Raw genomic sequence first — 26632 nt, 5'->3', positions numbered from 1 at the left:
TCGGCCCCTGTCCTCGGCCCTCGGCCCGGGCGTCGATCCGCATCGGCCCGGCACGATCATGACGTAACGCTTCAGCAGTGCGGTGCACCCGAGCAGTTCCGCCCGGCTCGGCGCTTACGTCCTACGCTTTGCGCCGCCGGCCTCTGCCATTGCGTACCGGAGCGGCCTGTACGGGCCCGTGGGACCCCGGACGGTCGGCGGAGACCACCAGGGCGGCCAGCGCGGTCGTCACCGGCACAGAGGCCACCAGGCCGATCGAGCCGACCAGCGTGCGGACGATCTCCTCGGCCACCAGCTCACTGTTGGCCACGTCCATCACGCTGCTCTGCGCGATCGAGAAGAGCAGGAGCAGCGGCAGCGCCGCGCCCGCGTAGGCCAGGACCAGGGTGTTGACGACGGACGCGATGTGGTCGCGGCCGATCCGGATGCCCGCGCGGTACAGGCCGCGCCAGCCCATCGACGGATTGGCCTCGTGCAGTTCCCAGACCGCCGACGTCTGGGTGACCGTCACGTCGTCGAGCACACCGAGCGAGCCGATGATGACCCCCGCGAGCAGCAGGCCGCTCATGTCGATGTGCGGGTACAGGCCGTGGATCAGGCCGGTGTTGTCGTCCGTGTTGCCGGTCAGCGCGGCCCAGCCGATGAACAGCGAGCCCAGCAGGCCGATCAGCAGCAGCGATACGAGAGTGCCGAGCACGGCGACGGACGTGCGTGCCGACAGGCCGTGGCACATGTAGAGCGCGATCAGCATGATGGCGCTCGCTCCGACGACCGCCACCACCAGGGGATTCGAGCCCTGCAGGATCGCGGGCAGGATGAAGAAGGTCAGCACGAGGAAGCTGACCGCGAGCGCGACCAGCGCCATGACGCCGCGCAGTCGGCCCACCACGACCACGGCCAGGGCGAAGATTCCGGCGAGGAGCGCCATCGGGATCTTGCGGTTCACGTCGGAGACCGAGTACTGCAGATTCTCCGGGGCGTCGGGCGCGTAGGAGACGATCACCGTCTGGCCCTCGTGCAACTGCCGTGGCGAGTCCGGCTGGACGACCTCCGTGAACGTGCGGCCCTTGTCCCTGCCGCTGTCGACCCGGATCGTCGCGTTCTCGCAGGTACCGGTGGCCTGTTGCTGCGCGGAGGAGCCCTCGGCGGTGGAGGTGTCGCCGGTCGGGGTGTCTCCCGAGGCGTTCACGGACGAGCAGGCGACCTTCTCGACCTTGGTCACCGTGGCCTGCTGCGTCTGCCGGTCGAAGCCGACTCCGGTGCGCTCGTGCGGCGGGGCTCCGCCGGGCCACAGCACCGCGAGGCCGACCACCACCGCGACGGAGAACGGGATCAGCACCGCGGCGATGACCTTGCGCAGATGCTTCGAGACGGGCGCGGCAGGTCCATGGCTGTGGGAGTGGCCGTGCCCGGTCCCGGACGGGCCGTTGCCGTGGGGCGGTTGGGACGGCGGAGGCGGGGGCTGCTGGGTCGTGGTCACCGCCCGATCATCGCAAGAACGGCAGGGGCCCTCTGTTCAACGCGTCCGGGATGACGCTAGCGTGGAGGCACCTTTGCACACGCGGGAGCTCGGAGCACCGGGCTGAGAGGGCGCTGACCTTCGTCGCACGACCTGTTTCACGTGAAACAGGCAGGACGAAGACGGCTGCGTCGACCGCCGAACCTGTTACCGGGTAATGCCGGCGTAGGGAGTAGGTCTCATGACCACAACGGACGCACGCACGCCTGCCTCCGACCAGGGCGACAGCTCTGGAGAGGCCGGGAAGTCCATCGGCTGGCACAAGGGATACGTGACGGGCCCCGAGGGCTCGCGCCCCGACCTCAAGGTGCCGGTCCGTCAGGTGCATCTCACCAACGGGCAGTCGGTCACGCTGTACGACACCTCCGGCCCGTACACCGATCCGACCGTCGACACCGATGTCCGCAGGGGTCTCGCCCCGCTGCGGGAGAACTGGATCATCGCCCGCGGCGACACCGAGGAGTACGCGGGACGCCCCGTCCGCCCCGAGGACGACGGCATCAAGCACACCTCGCCACGCGGCGGACTGCGCAACCTCGACGCGGTCTTCCCGGGCCGCCCGCGCCAGCCGCGCCGCGGCCGCGACGGCCAGGCCGTGACCCAACTCGCGTACGCCAGGCGGGGCGAGATCACCCCGGAGATGGAGTACGTGGCCCTCCGGGAGAACGTCGCGCCCGAGGTCGTCCGCGAGGAGATCGCGGCCGGTCGCGCCGTGCTGCCCGCCAACGTGAACCACCCGGAGATCGAGCCGATGATCATCGGCAAGCGGTTCCTGGTGAAGGTCAACGCCAACATCGGCAATTCCGCGGTCACTTCGTCCATCGAGGAGGAGGTGGACAAGATGACGTGGGCGACCCGCTGGGGCGCCGACACCGTCATGGACCTCTCCACCGGCCGCAACATCCACACCACCCGCGAATGGGTGCTGCGCAACTCCCCCGTCCCGATCGGCACCGTGCCGCTCTACCAGGCCCTCGAAAAGGTCGACGGCAAGGCCGAGGAACTGACCTGGGAGATCTACAAGGACACGGTCGTCGAGCAGGCCGAGCAGGGCGTCGACTACATGACGGTCCACGCCGGGGTCCGCCTCCCGTACGTCCCGCTGACCGCCAACCGCAAGACCGGCATCGTCTCGCGCGGCGGTTCGATCATGGCCGCCTGGTGCCTCGCGCACCACAAGGAGAGCTTCCTCTACGAGCACTTCGAGGAGCTGTGCGAGATCCTCGCGGCGTACGACGTCACGTACTCGCTCGGCGACGGCCTGCGCCCCGGCTCCATCGCGGACGCCAACGACGAGGCCCAGTTCGCGGAGCTGCGCACGCTCGGCGAGCTCAACTCCATCGCCAAGCGGCACAACGTCCAGACGATGATCGAGGGCCCGGGCCATGTCCCGATGCACAAGATCAAGGAGAACATCGACCTCCAGCAGGAGATCTGCGAGGAGGCGCCGTTCTACACGCTCGGCCCGCTGACCACCGACGTCGCCCCGGCCTACGACCACATCACGTCCGGGATCGGCGCCGCGATGATCGCCTGGTGGGGCACGGCGATGCTCTGCTACGTCACACCCAAGGAGCACCTGGGCCTGCCGAACCGGGACGACGTGAAGACCGGCGTCATCACGTACAAGATCGCCGCGCACGCCGCGGACCTCGCCAAGGGGCACCCGGGCGCACAGGAGTGGGACGACGCGCTGTCCGACGCCCGCTTCGAGTTCCGCTGGGAGGACCAGTTCAACCTGGCCCTCGACCCGGACACGGCACGGGAGTTCCACGACGAGACGCTCCCGGCCGAGCCCGCGAAGACCGCGCACTTCTGCTCGATGTGCGGCCCGAAGTTCTGCTCGATGAAGATCTCGCAGGACATCCGGCGCGAGCACGGCACGGCCCTCGCGGAGAAGTCCGAGATCGAGGCGGGCATGGAGCAGAAGTCGAAGGAGTTCGCGGCGAGCGGGAACCGGGTCTATCTCCCCATGGCCGACTGACCCCGACGTACGGGCCGACTCCTCGGCCGGGCCCCGGGCGCCGCGTCCGGGGCCGCTTCGGGCCGGGGACGTCCCGCTCCGCGCCGTGACGGAAGATGTCCGGGCATGACCCAGGGCCCGGGGACGCGCACCCGCACCCCGAGCCGAGGTCATGGTCCCGTGTCCCGCCGGAGTGTCAGTCCGGCTGGTGCTCGGGGCCTCCGAAGTCCGGGCTGGTGAAGTCCGGACTGGAGTAGCCGGCGCGCTGCCCGGTGGCGGTCCCGCCGCCGTCCGGGCTGCTGAACCCCGGCTTGTTGTAGCCGAGTTGAGGCATACGGCCGACGGAGCCCGCCCGGCCGGTGCCGAGCGAGCCACCCGCGGACGGCTGTGCGAGCGCCTCCCGCAGGAACGGCAGGATGCCGCGCTCGAGCAGCGCCTTGGCCCAGATCTCCCTGGCCCGCGCCACCTCCTCGTTGGACTCGCCGTTCGCGCCGGCCTGCAGCGACGTGGCTCCGTTGCGCAGAGCCGTCAGGAGCAGGCACACCGCCGCGACGAGGATGCCCGCCGCGGTGAGTGCGCCGAAGACCCAGCCGGCGGCCAGCAGGGTGCCGGCGAAGTCCGGCGGTGGGTTGAGCATCTTCAGGATGTAGCCGACCAGCAGGAAGATCGCTGCGGCCGTCCCGGCGAGGACCGGGAAGAGAACGACGGCGACCGCGGCGATGCCGGGACCCGTCGTCTCCGCGACCTCGCTCACGGTGGCGGCGAAACCCAGCGGGTTGCCGCCGCTGCCGGATTCCGGGGCCGTGCTGGAGGAGCCTCCTTCGTGGAGTGGCCGGGGCCGCGGGGCGGTGCGCAGTTCCTCGCGGGCCGTGACGTAACTCTGGTACTCCGTGGCCGCCGCCGCGCTGATCAATGCGGCGGCGTTGAGCGCCATGGTGCGCAACTGTTCGGGGTTGAGCCGCTGGCCCACGGCGGCGAGATCAGGCCGATTGGGTGCGGTACGCAGCGCCTCATCGAGGATCCGCTCGAACTCGGGGCGGTCCTCGTTCAGCAAATGCGGAGCGCTGTTCATGTGCATCCCCCGATGCTCCGTAGGGCTTGGTGGCCCGCATGGGTACGAGCCGTCGGGCAGAAACGGAGGGGAGCCTGCTACGGATAAACCGATGGTAGAGCTGTCACGGCACGCGGTGACAGGGGGTTTCCGGAAATTGGCCCTGCGGCCAGCCGAATCCTCCGTTTACCGCGTCTGCCCGATCAACTCTCAGATATCCATGGGCAGTTGCTGGACCAGCAGCTTTCCGGCCATGGTCACGCCGCCGTCCATGGCGATGGCGAGTCCGCCCGCGTACACATGAGGTCCCTCGACGGGGGGCCTGCTGTCCTCGCCGTCGCTGTCCTCGCCGCCGACCTGGCCGAGGAGGTAGGGGATCGGGCTGTGGCCGTGGACGACACGCCTGCCGCCGAAGGCACCGAGCAGTTCGCCCACCGCACCCGGTCCCGACTCCTCGTCCCGGAACGCGAACCGCTTGGTGAACTTGCGGAACAGGTCCCAGCACTCGTCCGCGTCGTTGCGCGTGAGCGTCTCGCGGATGGTGTCGTTGACCGCCTCGAGGGAGTCGCCGTAGTCGAGGTAGGCGGTGGTGTCGGAGTGCATGAGCAGGTGCTCGTCCTCCAGCTCGATCGCGTCGAGCCGGGACATCCACTGCAGATGGACGTCCTGGAGGCGGTCCATGTCGGACTTCTGCCCGCCGTTCAGCAGCCAGGCCGCCTGGAAGGTGGCGGTGCCCGCCCCCGAGTTGACGGGGGTGTCGCCGAACCGCTTGGCGCCGAGCAGCAGCAGCTCGTGATTGCCCATGAGCGCCTTGCAGTAGCCGCCGGCCGCCGCGGCCTCGGCGGACAGCCGCATCACGAGGTCGATGACGCCGATCCCGTCGGGCCCGCGGTCGGTGAAGTCGCCGAGGAACCACAGGCGCGCGGTGCCCGCCGCCCAGTTGCCCTCGGCGTCGATCAGGCCCTTCTCCTGAAGGGCGGCGACCAGCTCGTCGAGGTAGCCGTGCACGTCGCCGACGACGAACAGCGGTCCCGGCCCCTCGGAGGTCTGCGGATCGGGCTGTGCGACCTCACCCTGCACCTGGACGGCGTCGCCCCGGCTGATGACGGGCAGGTCCCGCTCGGTCGGCGTGTAGCCGTCGGGGTACCCCTCGGGGCTCTCCGTACCGGGATCCTCCGCGCCGGGGGCTGGCTCGGTCGGCACCATGTTCGCCGGTACGTCATGGACGTACGCGGGAACGCGGAAATCGCGCAGCGTCTCCGTGCGCGCTGCGGGTCCCTGACCGGCCCCCTGAGTCATCGACCCCTCCACCATTGCGCCGCCTGTGCACCGGATCGGACTGCCTGGTCGCAGCGGCCCGCGGTGTCGTGCGCCCATCATAGGAATGCGGCTCGCGCTGTGTGATGCACCAGGGGTGGTGAATCGGTGACGGGGGGCTGTTCGCCACGGATTTCTCCCGAATTGGTGCGGACTTTTCCTCGTGGATTCCTGAGAATCCCTCGGCGTCCCTCGGCGTCCCGCGGGGTCGCGGGGCGCCGAGGGAGCGGCGAGGAGGGTCACCCCCGCTTCGGGGAGCGGGGCGGGCTGACGGTCGTGCGGGACGGGCGGCGCTGGGACGAGGTCCGCACGATGAGTTCCGTCGGTATCACCTGCTCGACCGGAAGGTCCGAATCGACCCCCTCGATGGCGTCGATGAGGAGCTGGACGACGGCCGTGCCGATGCGCCGCGGTTTGAGCGAGAGCGTCGTGATGGGCGGCTCGGTGTTCGCGTACACGTTCGACTCGCTGCAGCACACGAGCAGCAGGTCTTCCGGGACGCGGAGCCCGTAGCGGCGGGCCGCGGCGAGCAGATCCGTGCCGTTGGGATCGAAGAGGCCGTAGACCGCGTCGGGGCGGTCGGGCCGGGCGAGGAGGCGGTCGGCGGCGACGGCGCCCGCGCACGGGTCGTGCGCGGGGTAGGACTCGTAGACCGGTTCCTGCCCGATCCGCTCGCACCAGCGCAGATACGCGGAGGTGGAGAGATGGGTGTACGTGTCGGTGGTGGTGCCCGTGAGGAGGCCGATGCGGCGGGCGCCGGCCTCGGCGAGGTGGTCGAGGATGCCGAGCACGGCGGCCTCGTGGTCGTTGTCCACCCAGGCGGTCACGGGCAGGGTGCCCGCGGGACGTCCGTCCGAGACGACGGGCAGGCCCTGGCGGACCAGCTCGCTGACGACCGGGTCGTGGTCGGAGGGGTCGATGACGACGGTGCCGTCGAGGGCGACGTTCGACCACACGTCGTGGCGTGAGGTGGCGGGCAGGATGACAAGGGCGTAGCCGCGGGCGAGCGCGGCCGAGGTCGCGGCTCTCGCCATCTCCGCGAAGTACGCGAATTCGGTGAAGGTGAAAGGTTCATCCCCGTACGTCGTCACGGTCAGGCCGATCAGGCCCGACTTGCCGGTACGGAGGGTTCGGGCAGCCGCGGAAGGGCGATAGCCCAGCCGGTCGGCGACCTCGCGGACGTGGCGTCGGGTGGCGTCGGGGAGCCGGCCCTTGCCGTTGAGTGCGTCGGAGACAGTCGTGATCGAGACCCCGGCGGCGGCGGCAACGTCTCTGATGCCGGCCCGGCCCGGCCGGGTACCTCTGCGGGTCGTCTCTGCCCGGCTCACCTGGTGCTTCCCTGCTGCTGTCATGGCGAGCCGATAGTAGGGCTCATGCGGCTGCATTGCGGGGGCGCATATGCCGGGGTTGACAGGCACGTTTCTGCAAGGTGATGCAGCGTCAATGACCTTGGAATGTAGGAGAGTTGGAGGTCGGAACTCTGATACGTCACTTGTCGTCACGCATGAGCCTGCCAAGTCGACGATGTTGCGACTAGGTCTCAACTCACCTTCACGGGTGATGCGCGCCACGGCGTGAGCCACCGGCGCGCGCCAGGGCAAGGAGCGCCCCCCTTGCTTCGTACGCCTTCGTGAGGCCGATGAGTCCCCGCCCATTGGGGCGGGCGGCGAATCCTCTTAAGGTGAGCAGTATTGGAACGGTGGGTCACAAGGAGGACTGCGGTGAGCGAGACGAACCCCAAGCTGCGCGCCGAGCTGGAGGGGGTCCCCGCCTATGTGCCGGGCAAGCCGGCCGCCGCCGGAGGGCCGGTGGCGTACAAGCTGTCCTCCAACGAGAACCCGTATCCCCCGCTGCCCGGCGTCATGGAGCGGGCGATCGCCGCGGCCGGGACCTTCAACCGCTACCCGGACATGGCCTGCACCGGGCTGATGAACGAACTGGCCGACCGCTTCGACGTGCCGGTGACGCATCTGGCGACCGGCACCGGCTCGGTGGGCGTCGCCCAGCAGCTGCTCCAGGCGACCAGCGGCCCGGGTGACGAGGTCATCTACGCGTGGCGGTCCTTCGAGGCGTACCCGATCATCACGCAGATCAGCGGTGCGACGTCCGTGAAGGTGCCGCTCACGCCGGACGAGGACCACGACCTCGACGCCATGGCCGACGCGATCACCGAGCGCACGCGCCTCATCTTCGTCTGCAATCCCAACAACCCCACGGGCAACGCCATCCGCCGGGCCGAACTGGAACGGTTCCTCGACCGGGTGCCCTCCGACGTGCTGGTCGTGCTCGACGAGGCGTACCGGGAGTTCATCCGCGACGCCGAGGTGCCCGACGGTGTGGAGATCTACCGGGACCGGCCGAACGTGGCGGTGCTGCGGACCTTCTCGAAGGCCTACGGGCTCGCGGGGCTGCGGGTCGGCTTCGCCATCGCCCACGAGCCGGTCGCGGCCGCGCTGCGCAAGACGGCCGTGCCGTTCGGCGTGAGCCAGCTCGCGCAGGACGCGGCGGTCGCCTCGCTGCGGGCGGAGGACGAACTCCTCGGCCGCGTCGGTTCGTTGGTGTCCGAGCGGACCAGGGTCGTCGACGCGCTGCGGGCGCAGGGCTGGACCGTGCCCGAGACGCAGGCCAACTTCGTGTGGCTGCGCCTCGGGGAGAGGACCATGGAGTTCGCGGCGGCATGCGAGGCGGCCGGCGTCGTCGTGCGGCCGTTCGCCGGTGAGGGGATGCGGGCCACGATCGGCGAGACCGAGGCCAACGACATCTTCCTGCAGGCCGCGGAGGCGTTCCGCAAGGAGCTCTAGGCCCTCAGAAAGACCTCAGAAAGACCAGCTCTGTTCAAGGTCGAGTTCGACGCGGATCGGGTCGCCGCCCCGCACGGTGGCGAGCGCCCGCGGGTCCCCGTCGAGCCGGCCGAGCAGATTGCACGGGCTCGCGAGGCGGCACTCGTCGCCTCGCGAGATCGGCGTGGGGCCGTAGGGGAGGGCGAGGGCGTCGCCGTCCGTCCAGAAGGCCACCGTGCCCGGCTCCACGACCTGCCGGGCGTCGGCCTCGCGCGGGACGCTGACGCCCGTGTCGAAGTAGACCTCCTCGCCCCACGTGTTCGCCGTCGCGGTGAGCGGAAGCGCCGTGAGCAGGGCCTGCGTTGTCGGTGTGGCATCGACCGTCGCCGTGATGTGTCCGGCCGGCCAGGAGATGCGGATGCGGGTCCGAGGCTGTTCGGGCGTCGACTGCATGCGACGAATTCAACAATATGTTGAAGCTCTCCGGAACCCCCTGTCGCGGGGCCCCGGAAACCCTTCCCTCCGTGCCGCTGTGGCGTTCCTCGCAGTAAGGGGACCCCCCTTCGGATCCCGACAGTCAGTACGACATAATGCTTGTGAATGTGAACGCGTTCACAAGCGTGTCCCGGTTCCTCCCGGGATTTGTGGGATTAAAGGGGCAAACTGCCGCTGTGACCACAGCGATGTAAGGAGAGACGCAGTGGACCTGGCTCTGGCGCCGGAGACTCTGGCGCGATGGCAGTTCGGCATCACCACCGTCTACCACTTCCTGTTCGTTCCACTGACGATCTCTCTGGCCGCGCTCACGGCCGGCCTGGAGACGGCATGGGTGCGCACGGGCAAGGAGAAGTACTTCCACGCCACGAAGTTCTGGGGGAAGCTTTTCCTGATCAACATCGCGATCGGTGTGGCAACCGGTCTCGTGCAGGAGTTCCAGTTCGGCATGAACTGGTCGGACTACTCGAAGTTCGTCGGTGACGTCTTCGGCGCCCCGCTCGCGATGGAGGCGCTGATCGCCTTCTTCTTCGAGTCCACCTTCATCGGGCTGTGGATCTTCGGCTGGGACAAGCTGCCCAAGAAGATCCACTGCGCGTGCATGTGGATGGTGTCGATCGGCACGCTGGCCTCGGCCTACTTCATCCTGGCGGCCAACTCCTGGATGCAGCACCCGGTCGGCTACGAGATCGACAAGAAGACCGGGGTGGCCCACCTCAACGACATCTGGCACGTCCTCTTCCAGAACACCGCGGTCGTCCAGTTCGCGCACACCATCTCCTCGGCCTTCCTGACCGGCGGCGCATTCATGATCGGGATCGCCAGTTACCTCCTGTGGAAGATCAAGAAGCAGAAGGACGCCGGCGAGCACGTCGACCCGAAGCGCACCGTCACGCTGCGCAGTTCGCTGCGGCTCGGCCTGGTCACGGCGATGATCGCGGGCGTTCTGGTCGCCTTCTCCGGTGACGCGCTGGCCAAGGTGATGTTCAAGCAGCAGCCGATGAAGATGGCTTCGGCCGAGGCGCTGTGGGACACCGAATGTCCCGCACCGTTCTCCATCTTCGCCGTCGGCGACGTGAGCAAGGGCCACAACTCCGTCGAGATAGAGCTTCCGGGCCTGCTCTCCTTCCTGGCCGACGACAACTTCTCCAGCTGTGTCCCCGGCATCCACGAGACCGCCAAGGCCGAGGCCGAGAAGTACGGCGGCAAGGCCGAGGACTACGTCCCCAACATCTTCGTCACCTTCTGGGGCTTCCGCCTGATGATCGGCATCGGGCTCACCGCGGCCGTCGCCGCGGGCGCCGGATTCTGGCTGACACGCAAGAGGCGATGGCTGGCGCCGGAGCATCGCAGGGGTGAGGACGAGATCCCGAAGCTGATGCTCACCAAGAACAGGGCGCTGGGCCCGACCGTCACCAAGTGGGGCTGGCGGGTCGGCATGGCCTCGCTGATCTTCCCCTTCATCGCCAACTCCATCGGCTGGATCTTCACCGAGATGGGGCGTCAGCCCTGGGCCGTCTTCGGTCTGTTCAAGACCGCGGACTCGGTCTCCCCCGGTGTCAGCCAGACCGAGATGGCGCTCTCGCTCACCGCTCTGACCCTGCTCTACGGGGTGCTGTTCTGGATCAACATCCGGCTGATGAAGAAGTACGCCATCCAGGGCCCCGACACGGACGAGGAACCGCCCACCAAGGATCCGAAGCTGCGCGGGCCCTCCGGTGGCGGCTCAGACGGATCGAACGACTCCGACGACGACGCCGACAAGCCCCTGACCTTCGCGTACTGAGAGGAGAAGCACCATGGGCCTCAACGATTTCTGGTTCCTTCTGATCGCCGTTCTGTGGACCGGCTACTTCTTCCTCGAAGGGTTCGACTTCGGGGTCGGCATCCTGACGCGGACGCTGGCGCGCGACCGGACCGAGCGGCGCGTGCTGATCAACATCATCGGGCCGGTCTGGGACGGCAACGAGGTCTGGCTGCTCACCGCGGCCGGCGCCATGTTCGCCGCGTTCCCCGTCTGGTACGCGACGTTCTTCAGCGGCTTCTACATGCTGCTCGTGCTCGCGCTGCTGTTGCTGATCGTGCGCGTGCTGTCCTTCGAGTACCGGCACCAACGGCCGGAGGAGAACTGGCAGCGCAACTGGGAACTGGTGCTGTTCGTCAGCTCGCTGCTGCTGCCGTTCCTGTGGGGCGCGATGTTCGCCAACATGGTGAACGGGGTGCCCATCAACTCCCAGCAGGACTACGCCGGTTCGTTCGCCGACCTGCTGACCTGGCAGGCGCTCCTCGGCGGCCTCGCCTTCACCGCGATCTGCGCGCTGCACGGCGCGGTGTTCACGGCGCTGAAGACGGTCGGTGACATCCGGGCGCGGGCGCGTGCCTTCGCCACCAAGGCCGCCGTGGCCACCCTGTTGCTCGGCGGCGGGCTGCTGGTCTGGATCCAGGCCGAGCGCGGTACGGCGTGGACGGCCGTGGCACTGGTCGTCGCCGTCGTCGGACTGCTGGGGACCCTCGTGACGAACGCCAAGGCACGTGAGGGCTGGGCGTTCACCTGCACCGGAGTCGCGATCGCGGCCGTGGTGGCGGCGATCTTCCTGGCCCTGGCGCCGGACGTCATGCCCTCCTCGCTCAACGAGGCGTGGAACCTGACGATCGACAACTCGTCCTCGGGTCCCTACACGCTGAAGGTGATGACCTGGGTGGCGGGCATCATGACGCCGCTGGTCCTGCTCTACCAGGCATGGACCTACTGGGTGTTCCGCAAGCGGCTCGGCACGAACCACATTCCTGCCGAAGCGCACTGAGCCCGAACCCGCCTGATGTGAGGGTGTGTTTCACGTGAAACCGATCGACCAGCGCCTGTTCCGGTACGCCCGGGCCACTCGCCTCTTCCTGATCGCCGTGGTGGCTCTCGGCGCCGTCGGGGCGGGCCTGGTCATCGCTCAGGCGATGCTCGTCGCCGAGGTGGTGGTGGGCGCCTTCCAGCACGGTTTCGACGTGGACCGGCTCGCCACCCCCCTGACGCTCCTCGCGGTGGTCGCCGTCGGGCGCGGGCTCGTGTCCTGGGTGACCGAACTGGCCGCGCACCGGGCGAGCGCGGCGGTCAAGTCCGAGTTGCGCGGGCGGCTGCTCGAGCGCGCCGCGCAGCTCGGTCCCGGGTGGCTGAGCGGGCAGCGCACCGGGTCGCTGGTGGCGCTCGCGACGCGGGGCGTGGACGCACTGGACGACTACTTCTCGCGCTATCTGCCGCAGTTGGGGCTCGCGGTGGTGGTTCCGGTGGCGGTGCTCGCCCGCATCGTCACCGAGGACTGGGTGTCGGCGGCGATCATCGTCGGCACACTGCCCCTCATCCCGGTCTTCATGATGCTCATCGGCTGGGCCACCCAGTCCCGGATGGACCGGCAGTGGCGGCTGCTGTCCCGCCTGTCGGGGCACTTCCTGGACGTGGTCGCGGGCCTGCCGACGCTGAAGGTGTTCGGCCGCGCCAAGGCGCAGGCCGAGTCCATCCGCAAGATCACCGGTGAGTACCGCAGGGCGACCGTGCGCACCCTGCGGATCGCCTTCCTCTCGTCGTTCGCGCTGGAGCTGCTCGCCACGCTGTCGGTCGCGCTCGTGGCCGTCACCATCGGCATGCGGCTCGTGCACGGCGAGATGGACCTGTACGTGGGCCTGGTGATCCTGATCCTGGCGCCCGAGGCGTATCTGCCGCTGCGGCAGGTGGGCGCGCAGTACCACGCTGCGGCCGAGGGCCTCGCGGCGGCGGAGGAGATCTTCGCCGTGCTGGAGACCCCGCTGCCCGAGTCCGGCACGCGGAGCGCCGCTTCGGGCGGTGGCATCAGGTTCGAAAGCGTTTCCGTCCGCCATGACGGGCGGACCTCGGACGCCGTGTCGGAGGTGTCCTTCGAGGTCGCCCAGGGGGAGACCGTCGCTCTGGTCGGGCCGAGCGGCGCCGGCAAGTCGACGCTGCTGAGCGCCCTGTTGGGTTTCGTACGTCCCTGTAGCGGGCGGGTCGTCGTGGGGGACGTCGACCTCGCGGACATGGCGCGGGAGGCGTGGCACGCGCGCGTGGCGTGGGTGCCGCAGCGGCCGCAGCTGTACGCGGGGTCGATCGCGGACAACGTACGGCTCGCCCGGCCCGACGCCGACGACGCGGCGGTGCTGGGCGCCCTGCGGGAGGTCGGCGCGCTGGAGTTCGTGGAGGCGCTGCCCGAGGGCGCGGCGACCGTGCTCGGCGAGGACGGGGCCGGGCTCTCGGCCGGGCAGCGGCAACGGCTCGCGCTGGCCCGGGCGTTCCTCGCCGACCGGCCCGTGGTGCTGCTCGACGAACCGACGGCCGCCCTGGACGGCGAGACCGAGGCGGGCATCGTCGAGGCGGTGCGCAGGCTGGCCGTGGGCCGGACGGTGCTGCTCGTCGTGCACCGGCCGGCGCTGCTCGCGGTGGCCGACCGGGTGGTGCGGATCGAGGCGCCGGGGACGGCACGGACGGGCCGGGCCGCTGTGGCCGTGTCCGCCGAGGTTCCCGCGCCGACCGCCGTTCGTGAGGCGGCCGAGCCGGTCCGGGGGGTGCGGGACACGGAGGCGGCGCACGGGCACGTCCTGGCCCGGCTGCGGGCCGCCGCCCGGCCGCGCCGGTCGCGGCTCGCGCTCGCCCTGCTGCTCGGCGCGCTCGCGCTCGGCAGCTCCGTGGGCCTCATGGCCACTTCAGGCTGGCTGATCTCGCGGGCCTCGCAGCAGCCGCCGGTGCTCTACCTGATGGTCGCGGTGACGGCCACGCGCGCGTTCGGCATCGGCCGGGCCCTCTTCCGGTACATGGAGCGGCTCGTCTCGCACGACGCCGTGCTGCGGATGCTGGCCGACACCCGGGTCGCCGTCTACCGGCGCCTGGAGCGGCTCGCCCCCGCCGGGCTGCGGACCCAGCGGCGCGGCGATCTGCTGTCGCGGCTCGTCGCCGACGTGGACGCCCTCCAGGACTACTGGCTGCGCTGGCTGCTGCCCGCGTCGGTCGCCGCACTCGTCGGCACGGGAGCGGTGGCGTTCACCGCGTGGATGCTGCCCGCGGCCGGAGCCGTGCTCGCCGCCGGACTGCTCCTCGCCGGGGTCGGTGTGCCGCTGCTCTCCGGAGCCGTCGCCCGCCGCGCCGAACAGAGGCTGGCCCCCGCGCGCGGCGTGCTCGCTACCCGGGTGGCCGAACTGCTCACCGGCACCGCGGAACTGACGGTCGCGGGCGCCCTTCCGCGACGTACGCGGGACGCCCGCGCCGCCGACTCCGTGCTGACCCGGATCGCCTCGCGCGCGGCCACCGCGACCGCGCTCGGCGACGGGCTCACCGCCCTGATCACCGGCCTGACCGTGGCCGCGGCGGCGCTCGTCGGCGTCCAGGGCGTGCGCGCCGGACAGCTCGACGGGGTCTCGCTCGCGGTCGTCGTGCTGACGCCGCTCGCCGCGTTCGAGGCGGTGCTCGGCCTGCCGCTCGCCGTGCAGTACCGGCAGCGGGTCCGCAAGAGCGCCGAGCGGGTCCACGAGGTCCTCGACGCCCCCGAACCCGTACGGGAGCCGGAGCGGCCCGCACAGGCGCCGCGGGATCCCTTCCCGCTCGTGGTGCGCGATCTCGTCGCCCGGTACGAGGGGCAGGCGCGGGACGCGCTGGCCGGCGTCGACCTGACGCTGGAGCGGGGCCGCAGGGTCGCCGTCGTGGGCCCGTCCGGCTCCGGCAAGACCACCCTCGCGCAGGTGCTGCTGCGCTTCCTCGACGCGGACGGCGGGACGTACACGCTGGGCGGGACGGACGCGCACGCGCTCGACGGCGACGACGTACGACGTCTCGTCGGCCTGTGCGCCCAGGACGCGCACCTCTTCGACAGCTCCGTGCGTGAGAACCTGCTGCTCGCCAAGAAGGACGCCGGCGAGGACGAACTGCGGGCCGCGCTCGGACGCGTACGGCTCCTGGACTGGGCGGACGCGCTGCCGAACGGGCTCGACACCCTCGTGGGTGAGCACGCGGCGAGGCTCTCCGGCGGGCAGCGGCAGCGGCTCGCCCTGGCCCGCGCGCTGCTCGCCGACTTCCCGGTCCTCGTGCTCGACGAGCCCGCCGAACACCTCGACCTGGAGACCGCCGACGCCCTGACCGCGGATCTGCTGGACGCCACCCGGGGGCGGACGAGCGTGCTGATCACGCACCGGCTCGCCGGGCTGGACGCCGTGGACGAGGTGCTCGTGCTCGACGGCGGACGGGTCGTGCAGCGCGGCTCCTACGCCGACCTGGTCGCTGTCGACGGGCCGCTGCGGCGGATGCGGGAACGGGAGGGCGCGGCGGAACTGCTGGTCGGGGCGGGGCCCGGAGCCGGGCTCGCAGAGTGACCCCGACTTTCCTCGCTAAATAGGACTAACTAGGCTCAAGGGCATGGCAGCACCCCCGGACCCCGCTGTGCCCGACGCCGACTCCCTGGAGGCGGCGACCCAAGCCACGCGCAGCCTTCAAGGTCTGTCGACCGAGCTGACCGCGCGCGTGCCGCAGCTCCTCGAAGCGATGCGGTCCGTGGGGACCGGCCTGGAACTGCACTCCACGCTGGACCGGATCTGCGAGACGGCGGCCGAGCTGGCGGACGCCGAGTACGCCGCGATCGGGGTCGTCTCCGAGGACGGCGACGGGCTCTCCGACTTCGTCTACCACGGCATCGACGCGCAGACCGCGGAGCGCATCGGGCGGCTGCCCGACGGCCATCGGGGCCTGCTCGGCGCGCTCATCCACGACCCCGACCCGGTGCACCTCGCGGACCTCGCGGACGACCCGCGCTCGTGCGGGTTTCCCGCGCACCATCCGCCGATGCGGACCTTCCTGGGCGTCCCCATCCGCGTACAGGGGGAGATCTTCGGAAACCTGTACCTCACCGAGAAGCGCGGCGGCGGCGAGTTCAACGACTACGACCTGAACATGGTCCGAGTACTCGCCACGGAGGCCGGCATCGCGATCGGCAACGCACGCCTCTACGAAGCGGCCAGACAGCGGGAGCGGTGGATCGACGGGTCGGTCGCCGTGACCACCGCGCTGCTCTCCGGCGGCGACGCCGAGGACGCGCTCCAAGTGGTCGCCGAACAGGCCCGCAAGCTGTCCGAGTCCGACGCCGGGATCGTGCTGCTGCCCGCGGAGGAGGGAGGCATGGAGATCGTCGCCGTCGCCTCGGAGGGGCCCTCCGTCATGCTCGGCGTGATCATTCCCCCGGAGAGCGAGATCGTCTCCGAGCTCCTCGACGGCCAGGCCGTCTTCATCGACGACGCGGCAGGTGACCCGCGCATCCTGACCGACCTCGCGCGGGGCTACGGACCGGCCATGATGCTGCCCCTGCAGAGCGACGGCCGGGTCCTCGGGACCTTGGTGACGCCCCGCGCGCGCGGGGGACGGCCTTTCACCGAGGTGGAGCGGACGCTCGCCACCCAGTTCGCCTCGCAGGCCGCGCTCGCGCTGATGATGGCCGAGGCGCAGCGCGACCGGGAACGGCTGGCCGTCTTCGAGGACCGGGACCGGATCGCGCGCGATCTGCACGACCTCGTCATCCAGCGGCTCTTCGCCACCGGGATGATGCTGGAGACCGCCCAGCGCCGGTCCGTCGTGCCCGAGGTGCAGGCCGGGATCGGCAAGTCCGTCGACGAGCTCGACACCACCATCCAGGAGATCCGCACCGCCATCTTCGCGCTCCAGCAGGGACCCGCGGAGGCGCCGTCGGGGCTGCGCACGCGTGTCCTGCGCGAGATCAACATGGCGGCCGTGCCCCTGGGCTTCAAGCCCTCGCACCGCTTCCTCGGGCCGGTCGACACGGTCGTCGGCGAACTCACCGGCAAGAACCTCATCGCCGCCCTGCGGGAGGCCCTCTCGAACGCGTTCCGGCACTCCAGGGCCGCCCACATCGACGTCCTCGTGGACGCCGGCGTGATCCTGCCCGACGGGCAGCAGGGCGTCCGTCTCACGGTCGCCGACGACGGCGTGGGCATCCCGGAAGGCGGGCGGCGCAGCGGCCTGAAGAACCTCAAGCGGCGGGCCGAGTCGCTCGGCGGCGACAGTTGGTACGGGCCCGGGTTCGGGGACGACGGGGGCGGGACGACGGTGGTGTGGCAGGCGCCGTACTGATCCGGAGTGCCCTACTGCTCCGGAGCGTCCGGGACCGATCCGGAGTGCCCGGGACCGATCCGGAGCGCCGGAGACCGATCCGGAGCGCCCCGGGGTGCTCCGTGCCCCCCGGCGGTCCCTGATTCGGCGGTACGTTTCTGCGCCGTACGGGGCATGCCGTGCCCCGGCCGTACCAGTCGTGCGGGACGGCGTCCGGGTGGGCGGGCAACCATCCGAGACATGCGCCCAGGACACCGCCGTTCCAGCACCTCGCTCCTCGTACCGGCGGTGTTGTTGTGCGTTCTTGTCGCCCTCGGCGGCACGCCCGCCCTCTCGGAGGGCGCGGAGGGCCCCGAGCCGAGTGCCGAGGTGGCACGTCTTCTCGAGGAGGCGTCAGCGGCCTCGCAGCGCTACGAACAGGGGCGCAAGGAAGCCGACGCGCGGAAGGCCGAGGCGCGGAAGCTGGAGCGGCTGCTCGCGGGCCAGCGTCGGCGGATCGCCGTGCTCCACGACGATCTCGGCCGCATCGCCCGCGCCCAGTACCGCAGCGGCGGCGACATCCCGTTCACGGCGCAGATGCTGCTCACCGACCGCCCCGAAGAGCTCATGCACGGTCAACGGGCCGCCTGGCAGGCCGACTCGGCGGTCAACAACGCCGTCGACAAGAGCCAGCGGGCCGAGCGCAGGCTCGCGCAGGGGCAGCGCAGGGCGACGGCGGCGTGGCACGCCCTGGAAGGGCGCACCGTACGGCTCGCGCGCCTCAAGGAGGACATCGAGACCAAGCTCGAAGTGGCGCGCCAGCAGCTGCAGGGCGAGGCGGACCGGTCCGTCGCGGCGGGCCAGTGCCGTGGTGCCGTACGCATGGACCAGCCGGAAATCCACGCCACGCGCGCGTGGGTGACTCCCGTGGCGACGTACGCGCTGTCCGCGGGCTTCGACAGCGCGGGCGCGCACTGGGCGCACCGGCACACCGGGCAGGACTTCGCCGTCTCCATCGGCACACCGGTGCGGGCCGCCGGGGCCGGGCGCGTGGTGAGCGTGTCCTGCGGCGGGGGATTCGGCATCGAGGTCGTCGTGCGGCACCCCGGCGGCTACTACACGCAGTACGCGCACCTGTCGGCCGCGGCCGTCGACCAGGGCGAGAAGGTCGTGGCGGGCCAGTGGCTCGGGCAGGCGGGCACCACCGGCAACTCGACGGGGCCGCACCTGCACTTCGAGGTGCGGCTCACGCCGTATCTGGGATCGGGGATCGACCCGGTCACGTGGTTCGCCGATCGCGGCATCAGGCTGTAGCGCCGGTGCGCGGCGCGCGCGTCAGGTGGTGGTGCGGTGCGCGGCGCGGGCGGCCAGCAGGTCCTCGATGACGCGGGCGACACCGTCCTCGTTGTTGGTCGCCGTCACGCCGGTCGCGGCGGTGAGCACATCAGGATGCGCGTTCCCCATCGCGTAGGAGGTGCCGGCCCAGGCGAGCATCTCCATGTCGTTGGGCATGTCCCCGAAGGCGACGACGTCCGCGGGGGAGATGCCGCGCTCCATGCAGCACAGTTCGAGAGTGCTCGCCTTGGAGACCGTGCGTGCGCTGATCTCCAGCAGGGCGCTCGGGCTGGACCGGGTGACGGCCGCCAGGTCGCCGACCGCGGTGCGGGCCAGCGTCAGGAACGCGTCGGGGCCGAGCTCCGGGTGGTACGCGAGGAGCTTGAGGACCGGCTGGTCCGCGACGGCCGATCCCTCGACGGCCTCCGCGAGCAGCTTCTCCGCGGGCGCGACGCTCTCCCCCGGCTCCAGGTGCAGCGGCGGGTACGTCGGCTCGTGGTGCAGGCCCCCGGTCCGCTCGACGGCGAACGACGTGCCCGGCGCCGCCGCGCGCAGGACGCGGACGACATCGAGGGCGTCCGGGACCGCCAGCTCGCGGATCTTGACGAAGCGGTGCTGCCCGGGGCCGCCGTGCAGGTCCACCACGGCCGCGCCGTTGCCGCAGATCGCCAGGCCGTGGCCGTGCACGTGGTCGCTGACGACATCCATCCAGCGGGCCGGGCGGCCCGTGACGAAGAAGACCTCGATGCCGGCCTCCTCGGCGGCGGCGAGCGCGGCGACCGTGCGCGGGGAAACGGTTTTGTCGTCGCGCAGGAGCGTGCCGTCGAGGTCCGTGGCGATCAGCCGGGGCGCTGAGGGGGCCGAGGTCCGGGGCCCAGGAGTCGGTGAGGTCACCGCACCATGGTCGCGCATATGCGCGCACGGCCGTGCGGCGGGGCGCGCAGATGAGTACGTTCCTGGCTCACGCGCCCCGCCCGCCGCGTGCTGTCACCCCATCTGTTTCAGCCGAGTTGGGCGAGGGCCTCGGTGGCGATCTGCTCGAAGACCTTCTGGTCGGCCGCGAAGGCGGTGTCCGGGATCGGCCAGTGCAGGACGATCTCGGTGAATCCCAGCTCCCGGTGGGTGCCCGCGAAGTCCACGAAGGCGTCGACGGACTCCAGGGGAAGGCCGCGGTCCGGGGTGAATCCGGTGAGCAGGATCTTGTCGAGTTCGGCCACGTCACGGCCGATGGCCGCGCAGGCCGCGCCGAGCTTCTCGATCTGCCGGCGAATGGCCTGAACCGATTCCTCGGGCGTGCCCGTCTCGTAGATCTTCGGGTCGCCGGTGGTCACCCAGGCCTGGCCGTGGCGGGCCGCCAGCTTGAGACCGCGCGGCCCGGTCGCGGCCACCGCGAACGGCAGCCGGGGGCGCTGCACGCAGCCGGGGATGTTCTGGGCGGCGCCCGCCGAGTAGAAGTCGCCGTCGTACGAGACCGTGTCCTCGGAGAGCAGCCGGTCCAGCAGTGGGACGAACTCGGCGAAGCGGTCCGCCCGCGCGCGCGGGGACCACGGTTCCTGCTCGCTGTGCGCGAGCGCGGTCGCGTCGAACCCGGTGCCGCCCGCGCCGATGCCCAGCGTGACCCGGCCGCCGGAGATGTCGTCGAGGGAGAGCAGCTCCTTGGCGAGGGTGACCGGGTGGCGGAAGTTCGGCGAGGTCACGAGGGTGCCGAGGCGCATCCGCTCGGTGGCGGTCGCGGCGGCGGTCAGGGTGGGGATCGCCCCGAACCACGGCCCGTCCCGGAACGGCACGCGCCAGGACAGGTGGTCGTACGTATAACCCGTGTGGAAGCCGAGCTCCTCGGCCCGCACCCACGCCTCGCGGGCGCCCTCGTGCCAGCGGCGGTAGGGCAGGAGCACGGTGCTCAGGCGGAGTGGGGACTGGGGCGTGCGGGCCGTGTCGGTCATGTCTGTGAGCGTATGCGGAGCGGTTCGCGCACGCGCGGGTGGTTCACGGGTGGTCGCGGCCGGTCGGGGACGCGCGCGAGGGGGCCGTCAGCGCACGCGGCCGCTGAGCCACTTCGAGAGCGTGAGCACGGTGATGAGCTCCTTGTACGTGCGGTCGCCGGGCAGCGGCACGATCAGCCAGTAGCCGGGCGGGAACCGCTTGCCGCGGACGTGGGCGAGGTCCCCGTAGCAGGACCGCAGGAACGCCGGGACCTCGTCGCGCGGTACGTCGTGGAACTCGACGCCCTCGACCGTGATCAGCGCGTCGTCCTCGGGGAAGAGCCGGACGTCGATCCGCGGGGAGCCGCCCAGCTCCACGTAGGCCTCGTGGGGCAGGGAGCCGTCGGGGTCGAGGGCGACGCCGACGCCGACGTGGGTGCGGCGGGAGGTCCGGTCCGCGCCGATGTCGTGCGTGACCTCGATCGCCAGGTTGAACTCACGGGCGATCTCACGGACCGCGGCGACGGCGGCCTCGGTCGTGGGCAGGTAGGGGTGGTGCGGCTGGTCCATGCTGACCGATCTTGCCTCAAGAGGGCGTGCGGTGAGCCGGGTTCGTCAGGAGAACCGCAGGTAACGCGGGGGAACGGCGGCGGTGAGCCAGACCTCGTTGGCGCTCATCCGGAAGATGTGGCCGTCACGGTGCATCGCGCCCGCGTCCACCGGCAGCACGACGGGGCGGCCGCGCCGGGCGCCGACCCGGGTGGCGGTCTCGCGGTCCGCCGACAGGTGCACGTCGTGCCGGGTCATGGGCCTGAGCCCCTCGGCGCGGATCGCGTCGAGGAAGCGGGCGACCGTGCCGTGGTACAGGTACGCGGGCGGTTCGGCGGGGGCGAGTCCGAGGTCGACGCCGATCGTGTGGCCCTGATTGGCGCGGATCCGGGTGCCGTCGATCGTGAAGCGCCGCTTGTCGTTCGTGGCGACGACGTGGTCGAGCTCGGCGCGGGTGATCCGGAACCGGTGCGCGGCCGTCGCGGAGAGCAGCTCGTCGATCTCCACCCAGCCCGCCTCGTCGGGCGTGAGGCCGATGCGCTCCGGCTGATGCCGCAGGTGTTTCGAGAGGTACTTCGACACCTTCACGGTGCGTTGTTCGTCCATGGCGTCAGAGTGCCCGAGGCGTCTCGGAATCTCTTCCGAATTCTTCTCGGGAAATCTCGACTCGCATGTTTGATCCACAAGCAAGTCCTGTTATCCACAGGGGAATTGGCGATTCTGTGGACAACTGACCAGCGATAAGCCCCACTTGATCAACAAGGTTCTATTTGTCATGACTTGACGTCATTGCGTCCAATGTCCTTGCTTGTACCTCACGTTGGGCGGCGGCCGAGATGAACGCCGAGACGTTCTCCGGCCCAACCAGTGTGCGCACGGCGCGCATTGTCTCCGCGGGAAGGGCGACGGACTGCGGCTCGTCGGACGGCGCGGCGACCGGGCCCGCGGTCAGATGCCGATGGAGATGACGGGTCGCGAACAACCGCATCGCGCGCGCGAGTTCGGCGTCCACGGACTGCTGGGCGAGCGGCCGCAGCCGGCGTACGAGCGAGGCGGCTTCGGCGGCCTCGGTGTCGGTCGGCGGCTGCGGGCCGAGATAGCGTGCGAAGACGTGTTCGGTCGTGAACTCCAGGAAACGGGCCGCTATATGTTCGACCTGGCCCCTCAACTCCCTCAGATGACCGGAGATCGCGGACAGCGGAACGCCCGCCGCGTACAACTCGGCCGCCACCGCCAGCTCTTGAGGACTCGGGACGAGGAACTCGTCGTCCCTTCCCGGTACGCGCTCCAGGACGCCGAGGTCGATCGCGTCCCGCACGGCGGCCTCGTCGGGGTCGCCGCCGAACTTCTCGTCGAGTTCGGCGCGGGTGATGCGTCCCGCCCGCTCGTCCGTCCACGGCTTGTCGACCTCGGCGACCAGGCCGAGCACGCCGCCGAGGCCCCGCCCCGCGTCCCAGGCCTCCAGGAGCTCCTTGATGGAGGCCAGGGTGAAGCCGCGGTCGAGCAGGTCGGCGATCTGGCGGAGGCGGGCCAGATGCGTGTCCGTGTACACGTTCGCCCGGCCGCGGCGCTCGGGGCGCGGCAGCAGACCGCGGTCCTGATAGGCGCGGATCGTGCGGACCGTGGCGCCGCTGTGGTGGGCCAGGTCCTCGATCCGGTACTCGGCGGCCGGCGGTCCCGCTCGCTCCGTCACACCCCACGCCCCTCGGTCGTACCCGGTCGCTCCTGCGGAAGATCCCCGTCCGGTCACGTCTCCGGTCTCGCGCCCGGTCACGCGAGGGCCGAGCGGCCGATCGCGCCCGCCGCGGCCCGGGCCGCGGGTGAGATCGCCAGATACTCGACGGCCTTGCGCAGCGAACCCTCCTGCGAGGGATGGTACGACCGGCGCAGGTAGCGGGGCACGGCCGCACCCAGGTCACGCCAGGAGGGCAGCAGCCCCTTGCGCACGGCCTTGTTGTGCTCGGCCAGCGAGTAGCGCGGGCGCCCGGCGAGCTGAGGGTCGTTCCGTACGAGGTAGGCGGCGCCCCACGCCCACAGGTAGAGCATCACGGGCGCGGTGACCGCCATGCCCGCTGTGCGGCGCGCGTAGCGGGGCAGACCCCGGCCACCGCAGTGCTGGTACATGTCGAAGGCGACGGAGCGGTGCTCGACCTCCTCGGCGCCGTGCCAGCGCAGCAGGTCGAGCATGACCTCGTCGCAGCCCGCGCGGTCGAGGGCCTCGGCGTGCAGCACCCAGTCGCCCAGGACCGCTGTGAACTGCTCGATGGCCGCGATGACCGACAGCCGGAAGCGCAGCCACTCCCGCGTCGGTATCGGCGCCCCCAGAGGCGGCTTCTCACCGAGCAGCTTCTCGAAGAGGAAGTCGACGTACCTGGTGTAGTCGCCGGTCTCCAGCTTCTGGGCGGCCAGGTGGTCCAGTACGTACGCGTGCTGCACGCTGTGCGTGGCCTCCTGCCCCATGAACCCCTTGACGTCCTTGAGGAGTTCGGGATCCTCGACCAGCGGCAGGCCCTCCTTGAAGACCTTCACGAACCAGCGCTCGCCCGCGGGCAGCAACAGATGCAGCACGTTGATGACATGGGTGGCGGTCGGCTCGTCCGGTATCCAGTGCAGGGGCGTCGACCCCCAGTCGAAGGAGACGCGGCGCGGGGTGATCGTGTGGTGCTCGCCTCCCTCGGTGGCCCGCGGGACGTCGGTGCTCACAGCGGCGGCTCCAATCGTGCGATCGCGCGCAGGGCCCTGGGGGTGAAGCGGGACATGAGGTGCGCGCCGCGGGCCTCCGGGGTGACCGGGACGACCGCCTTGTTGTGCACGACGGCGCCGAGGATGGCGTCGGCGACCTTCTCCGGCGGGTAGTTCCGCAGGCCGTACAGGCGCGAGGACTTCTTCTGGCGGCGCTTCTCCTCCTCGGCGTCGGCGCCGACGAACCGGGCCGTCGACGTGATGTTCGTGTTCACCAGGCCGGGGCAGATCGCGGAGACGCCGATGCCCTGCCCGGCCAGCTCGGCACGCAGGCACTCGCTGAGCATGAGGACCGCGGCCTTGGAGGTGGAGTAGGCCGGGAGTGCCTTGGAGGGCTGGTACGCGGCCGCGGACGCGGTGTTCACGATGTGGCCGCCCTGGCCGCGCTCGGCCATCTGTTTGCCGAACAGGCGGCAGCCGTGGATGACGCCCCACAGGTTCACGTCGAGGACCTTCCTCCAGTCCTCGGGCGTGGTGTCGAAGAAGGACCCCGACAGGCCGATGCCCGCGTTGTTCACCAGGACGTCGAGGACCCCGTACTCGGTGGCGACCTTCTCGGCGAGCTTCTCCATGGCCTGCTCGTCCGTGACGTCGACGGTCTCCGCCCATGCCTGCGGGGCGCCGGTCAGCCGCGCCATCTCGGCGGTGCGGGCGGCGCTCTCGGCGTCCCGGTCGACGGCGATCACCCGCGCGCCGGCCTCGGCGAAGGCGAACGCGGTGGCCCGCCCGATGCCGCTGCCCGCCCCCGTGACGAGCACCAGCTGGCCGCCGAACCGGTCCGCGTGCTTGCCGTCGGCGACCTTCCGCTGTGCGGGCACGCCCGCCTCCTGTTCCTCGTTCGCCGTGACGAACTCGCCTATCCAGGCGGTGAGCTGATCGGGACGGGTGCGGGGCACCCAGTGCTTGGCGGGCAGCGTGCGGCGCGTCAACCGCGGTGCCCACCGCTCCAGTTGGTCGTAGAGCTGCGGCGAAAGGAAGGCGTCCCCGAGCGGCGTGATGAGCTGCACGGGCGCGTGCGCGTACGCGTCCTCGCGCGGACGGCGCAGCCGCGCCCTGACGTTGTCCCGGTACAGCCAGGCGCCGTGTGCGGCGTCCGAGGGCAGCGACGGCGTCGGATAGTCGCCGGCCGGGACCCGCTCCACGCGCTCCAGGATCTTGGGCCAGCGCCTGCCGAGCGGTCCGCGCCAGGCCAGCTCCGGCAGTACGGGCGTGTGCAGCATGTACACGTACCAGGACTTGGCGCCCTGGCCGAGCAGCTGGCCCACCTTGCGGGGCGTGGGCCGCTTGACGCGCTGCTTGATCCAGTGCCCGAAGTGGTCCAGGGACGGGCCCGACATCGACGTGAAGGACGCGATGCGGCCCTCGGTGCGCTCGACCGTCACGAACTCCCAGGACTGCACGGAACCCCAGTCGTGCCCCACCACGTGCACCGGCCTGTCGGGGCTCACCGCGTCGATGACGGCCATGAAGTCGTCGGTCAGCTTCTCCAGGGTGAAGCCGCCGCGCAGCGGCTGCGGCGCCGTGGAGCGCCCGTGCCCGCGGATGTCGTAGAGGACGACGTGAAAGCGGTCCGCGAGGCGCGTGGCCACCTCCGACCAGACTTCCTTGGAGTCCGGGTAGCCGTGCACGAGGACGACGGTCGGCCGCGCCGTGCCGCCCGTGTCGGCGGGTGCGCCGGCGGGAGTTTCCGGGGGTGCTCCCAGTTCCACGACGCACAGCTCGACGCCGCCCGTGCGTATCCGGCGCTCGCGCGCGCCGTGGATCTTCGTCAGGTCCGTCATCAGATGCCCTCCGCCCAGCGCCGCACGTGCGGCAGATCGTCGTCCAGCCAAAAGGCGCTCTCCACCGGGTCCTTGGAGTCGGTGACCACGAGGATCTCCTCGAACTTGGCGCCCGTGCCCCGGAAGCCGAGGTGCGGCTCCACCGCCCACAGCCCCGGCTGCGGCGGATGGTCGGAGAAGCGGTACGGGGACCACAGCGGCGACCAGCCGTCCCGGTGTCCGTGCAGCGCGTCGCTCGCGAGCCCCTTGAGCGACTGCGTGCCGAAGCCGAAGAGCGTGGGGTTGATCCGGCGCTCCTTGACCCGGTCGATCTTGTGCGCGATGACGCCGAACGGATACGCCCGGTGCCGGTTCGCATAGCCCTGGCGGACCATCAACCGGTCGACGCTCTCGTAGATCTCGCGCAGCGAGCGCCGCTCGCGCACTTCACGCAGGAGCAGCTCCCGGTGCGCCTCGAGATCCGAAAGCAGCTTGTCGTGCACGGGGTTGAGGCCGAGGCAGCCCGAGTATCCGATGTCCGCGGTGAACCCCTTGTGGACGGGAGCCATGTCGAGGATGAAGGGCATCCCCGCCTCCAGCTTCCGGTTCGTGGGGAAGAACTGCAGCGGTATGCGGAAGTTCGCGAACGCCGTGCGGTCCCCGAACCAGGCGAAGGGCAGATGGAACCAGTCCCGCACCCCGCGCTCGCGCAGCCACTCCCGCTGCATCCGCGCCGCCTCGCGCTCGGTCACCCCGGGCTTCAGCTGCGCCGCGACCGCTTCCGCGCACTCGTACGCGAGTGCCTGCACTTCCCTGAACCCCCGCAGCTCCGCGGAGAGTTCACGTACCACTGCTGAGGTCATGCCACCGTCCGTCCGTGTCACGGCTGCCGGGTCCCGAGACCGGGCCGTCGCCGTACGCGCTCGTAACTTGACACTGATGAATGTGACAATGGCTGACGGCGACGTCAAGAGGCCTGCGCAAGACTGTGGAGAACCTCCCGGTTGTGCACAGTGCCGTCCCCACGCCGGGTGAGCGTCAGGGGCGCGAGGGGCTACTCGGGGATGACCCCTACGGGCCCGTAATACTCAGGTCTCATACGAGGTCGACCCCGTGGTC

20 protein-coding genes and 1 riboswitch are annotated in these 26632 nt (G+C 70.8%); of the genes, 7 read left to right on the top strand and 13 right to left on the bottom strand.

Annotated elements, in window-relative coordinates; genetic code table 11:
* Positions 1-121: 121 nt before the first annotated feature.
* Positions 122-1480 carry a YibE/F family protein gene (locus B072_RS0109375; RefSeq protein WP_018529678.1) on the bottom strand — a complete coding sequence of 453 codons (1359 nt, stop codon included), beginning with the start codon at positions 1478-1480 and terminating at the stop codon, positions 122-124.
* 71 nt (positions 1481-1551) lie between these two features.
* A riboswitch (TPP riboswitch) is annotated at positions 1552-1708 on the top strand.
* Between B072_RS0109375 and thiC the strand changes: the two genes are divergently transcribed.
* Complete coding sequence (thiC, locus tag B072_RS0109370; protein ID WP_018529677.1) at positions 1701-3503, top strand: phosphomethylpyrimidine synthase ThiC; 1803 nt, start codon at positions 1701-1703, stop codon at positions 3501-3503. (Overlaps the previous riboswitch by 8 nt.)
* Positions 3504-3678: 175 nt before the next feature.
* On the opposite strand, the gene B072_RS0109365 is transcribed toward thiC, so the two are convergent.
* The 3 genes from B072_RS0109365 to B072_RS0109355 form a co-directional block, all read right to left on the bottom strand.
* On the bottom strand, positions 3679-4560 hold the full coding sequence (locus tag B072_RS0109365; protein ID WP_018529676.1) for a hypothetical protein: 882 nt from the start codon (positions 4558-4560) through the stop codon (positions 3679-3681).
* A gap of 183 nt (positions 4561-4743) precedes the next feature.
* On the bottom strand, positions 4744-5832 hold the full coding sequence (locus tag B072_RS0109360; protein WP_026245622.1) for a metallophosphoesterase: 1089 nt from the start codon (positions 5830-5832) through the stop codon (positions 4744-4746).
* A 257-nt stretch (positions 5833-6089) separates the two neighbouring features.
* Complete coding sequence (locus tag B072_RS0109355; protein ID WP_026245621.1) at positions 6090-7202, bottom strand: LacI family DNA-binding transcriptional regulator; 1113 nt, start codon at positions 7200-7202, stop codon at positions 6090-6092.
* Between the two features lie 369 nt (positions 7203-7571).
* Between B072_RS0109355 and hisC the strand changes: the two genes are divergently transcribed.
* Complete coding sequence (gene hisC / locus B072_RS0109350; RefSeq protein WP_018529673.1) at positions 7572-8651, top strand: histidinol-phosphate transaminase; 1080 nt, start codon at positions 7572-7574, stop codon at positions 8649-8651.
* Between the two features lie 15 nt (positions 8652-8666).
* Here the strand turns inward: hisC and B072_RS0109345 are convergent, their stop codons facing one another.
* Entirely contained in the window at positions 8667-9083 is a 417-nt protein-coding gene (locus B072_RS0109345; protein ID WP_018529672.1) for a cyclophilin-like fold protein, read from the bottom strand.
* A 247-nt stretch (positions 9084-9330) separates the two neighbouring features.
* Between B072_RS0109345 and B072_RS0109340 the strand changes: the two genes are divergently transcribed.
* From B072_RS0109340 to B072_RS0109320, 5 genes are all read left to right on the top strand, one after another.
* Positions 9331-10911: a cytochrome ubiquinol oxidase subunit I gene (locus B072_RS0109340; RefSeq protein ID WP_018529671.1), complete on the top strand. Its 1581-nt coding sequence runs from the start codon at positions 9331-9333 to the stop codon at positions 10909-10911.
* Positions 10912-10924: 13 nt separating this feature from the next.
* The gene (gene cydB, locus B072_RS0109335) at positions 10925-11929 is read left to right on the top strand and encodes a cytochrome d ubiquinol oxidase subunit II (RefSeq protein ID WP_018529670.1); all 1005 of its coding nucleotides are present in this window, start codon (positions 10925-10927) and stop codon (positions 11927-11929) included.
* Positions 11930-11963: 34 nt separating this feature from the next.
* Positions 11964-15482 (top strand): thiol reductant ABC exporter subunit CydD, encoded by a 3519-nt coding sequence (gene cydD / locus B072_RS0109330; protein WP_018529669.1) that lies wholly within the window; start codon positions 11964-11966, stop codon positions 15480-15482.
* 43 nt (positions 15483-15525) lie between these two features.
* On the top strand, positions 15526-17247 hold the full coding sequence (locus B072_RS0109325) for a GAF domain-containing sensor histidine kinase (RefSeq protein ID WP_043243622.1): 1722 nt from the start codon (positions 15526-15528) through the stop codon (positions 17245-17247).
* 219 nt (positions 17248-17466) lie between these two features.
* The gene (locus B072_RS0109320) at positions 17467-18519 is read left to right on the top strand and encodes a M23 family metallopeptidase (protein WP_018529667.1); all 1053 of its coding nucleotides are present in this window, start codon (positions 17467-17469) and stop codon (positions 18517-18519) included.
* Between the two features lie 21 nt (positions 18520-18540).
* Here B072_RS0109320 and B072_RS0109315 read toward each other — a convergent pair whose 3' ends face one another.
* The 8 genes from B072_RS0109315 to B072_RS0109280 all read right to left on the bottom strand — a co-directional run bounded on the left by B072_RS0109315 (position 18541) and on the right by B072_RS0109280 (position 26376).
* Positions 18541-19452 (bottom strand): HAD hydrolase family protein, encoded by a 912-nt coding sequence (locus B072_RS0109315; protein WP_078506357.1) that lies wholly within the window; start codon positions 19450-19452, stop codon positions 18541-18543.
* Positions 19453-19541: 89 nt separating this feature from the next.
* Positions 19542-20483 (bottom strand): LLM class flavin-dependent oxidoreductase, encoded by a 942-nt coding sequence (locus B072_RS0109310; protein ID WP_018529665.1) that lies wholly within the window; start codon positions 20481-20483, stop codon positions 19542-19544.
* 87 nt (positions 20484-20570) lie between these two features.
* Complete coding sequence (locus B072_RS0109305; RefSeq protein WP_018529664.1) at positions 20571-21032, bottom strand: hypothetical protein; 462 nt, start codon at positions 21030-21032, stop codon at positions 20571-20573.
* Positions 21033-21077: 45 nt separating this feature from the next.
* Positions 21078-21617, bottom strand: coding sequence for an RNA 2'-phosphotransferase (locus B072_RS0109300; RefSeq protein WP_018529663.1), 540 nt, complete (start codon positions 21615-21617; stop codon positions 21078-21080).
* 160 nt (positions 21618-21777) lie between these two features.
* On the bottom strand, positions 21778-22704 hold the full coding sequence (locus tag B072_RS0109295) for a MerR family transcriptional regulator (protein WP_018529662.1): 927 nt from the start codon (positions 22702-22704) through the stop codon (positions 21778-21780).
* A 77-nt stretch (positions 22705-22781) separates the two neighbouring features.
* A complete protein-coding gene (locus B072_RS0109290) occupies positions 22782-23714 on the bottom strand; it encodes a metal-dependent hydrolase (protein ID WP_018529661.1) in 933 nt (310 codons plus the stop codon).
* On the bottom strand, positions 23711-25534 hold the full coding sequence (locus B072_RS0109285; protein ID WP_018529660.1) for an SDR family oxidoreductase: 1824 nt from the start codon (positions 25532-25534) through the stop codon (positions 23711-23713). The genes B072_RS0109290 and B072_RS0109285 overlap by 4 nt, the downstream gene beginning before the upstream one ends.
* Positions 25534-26376 (bottom strand): M24 family metallopeptidase, encoded by an 843-nt coding sequence (locus tag B072_RS0109280; RefSeq protein ID WP_026245620.1) that lies wholly within the window; start codon positions 26374-26376, stop codon positions 25534-25536. Before B072_RS0109280 ends, B072_RS0109285 begins: the two co-directional genes overlap by 1 nt.
* Positions 26377-26632 lie beyond the last annotated feature (256 nt).

The sequence above is a fragment of the Streptomyces sp. HmicA12 genome (assembly GCF_000373565.1).
In the GTDB taxonomy this organism is placed as follows: Bacteria; Actinomycetota; Actinomycetes; order Streptomycetales; family Streptomycetaceae; genus Streptomyces.
Note: the sequence above shows the minus strand (reverse complement) of the source record. Positions and strands in the feature narration are given on the sequence as shown.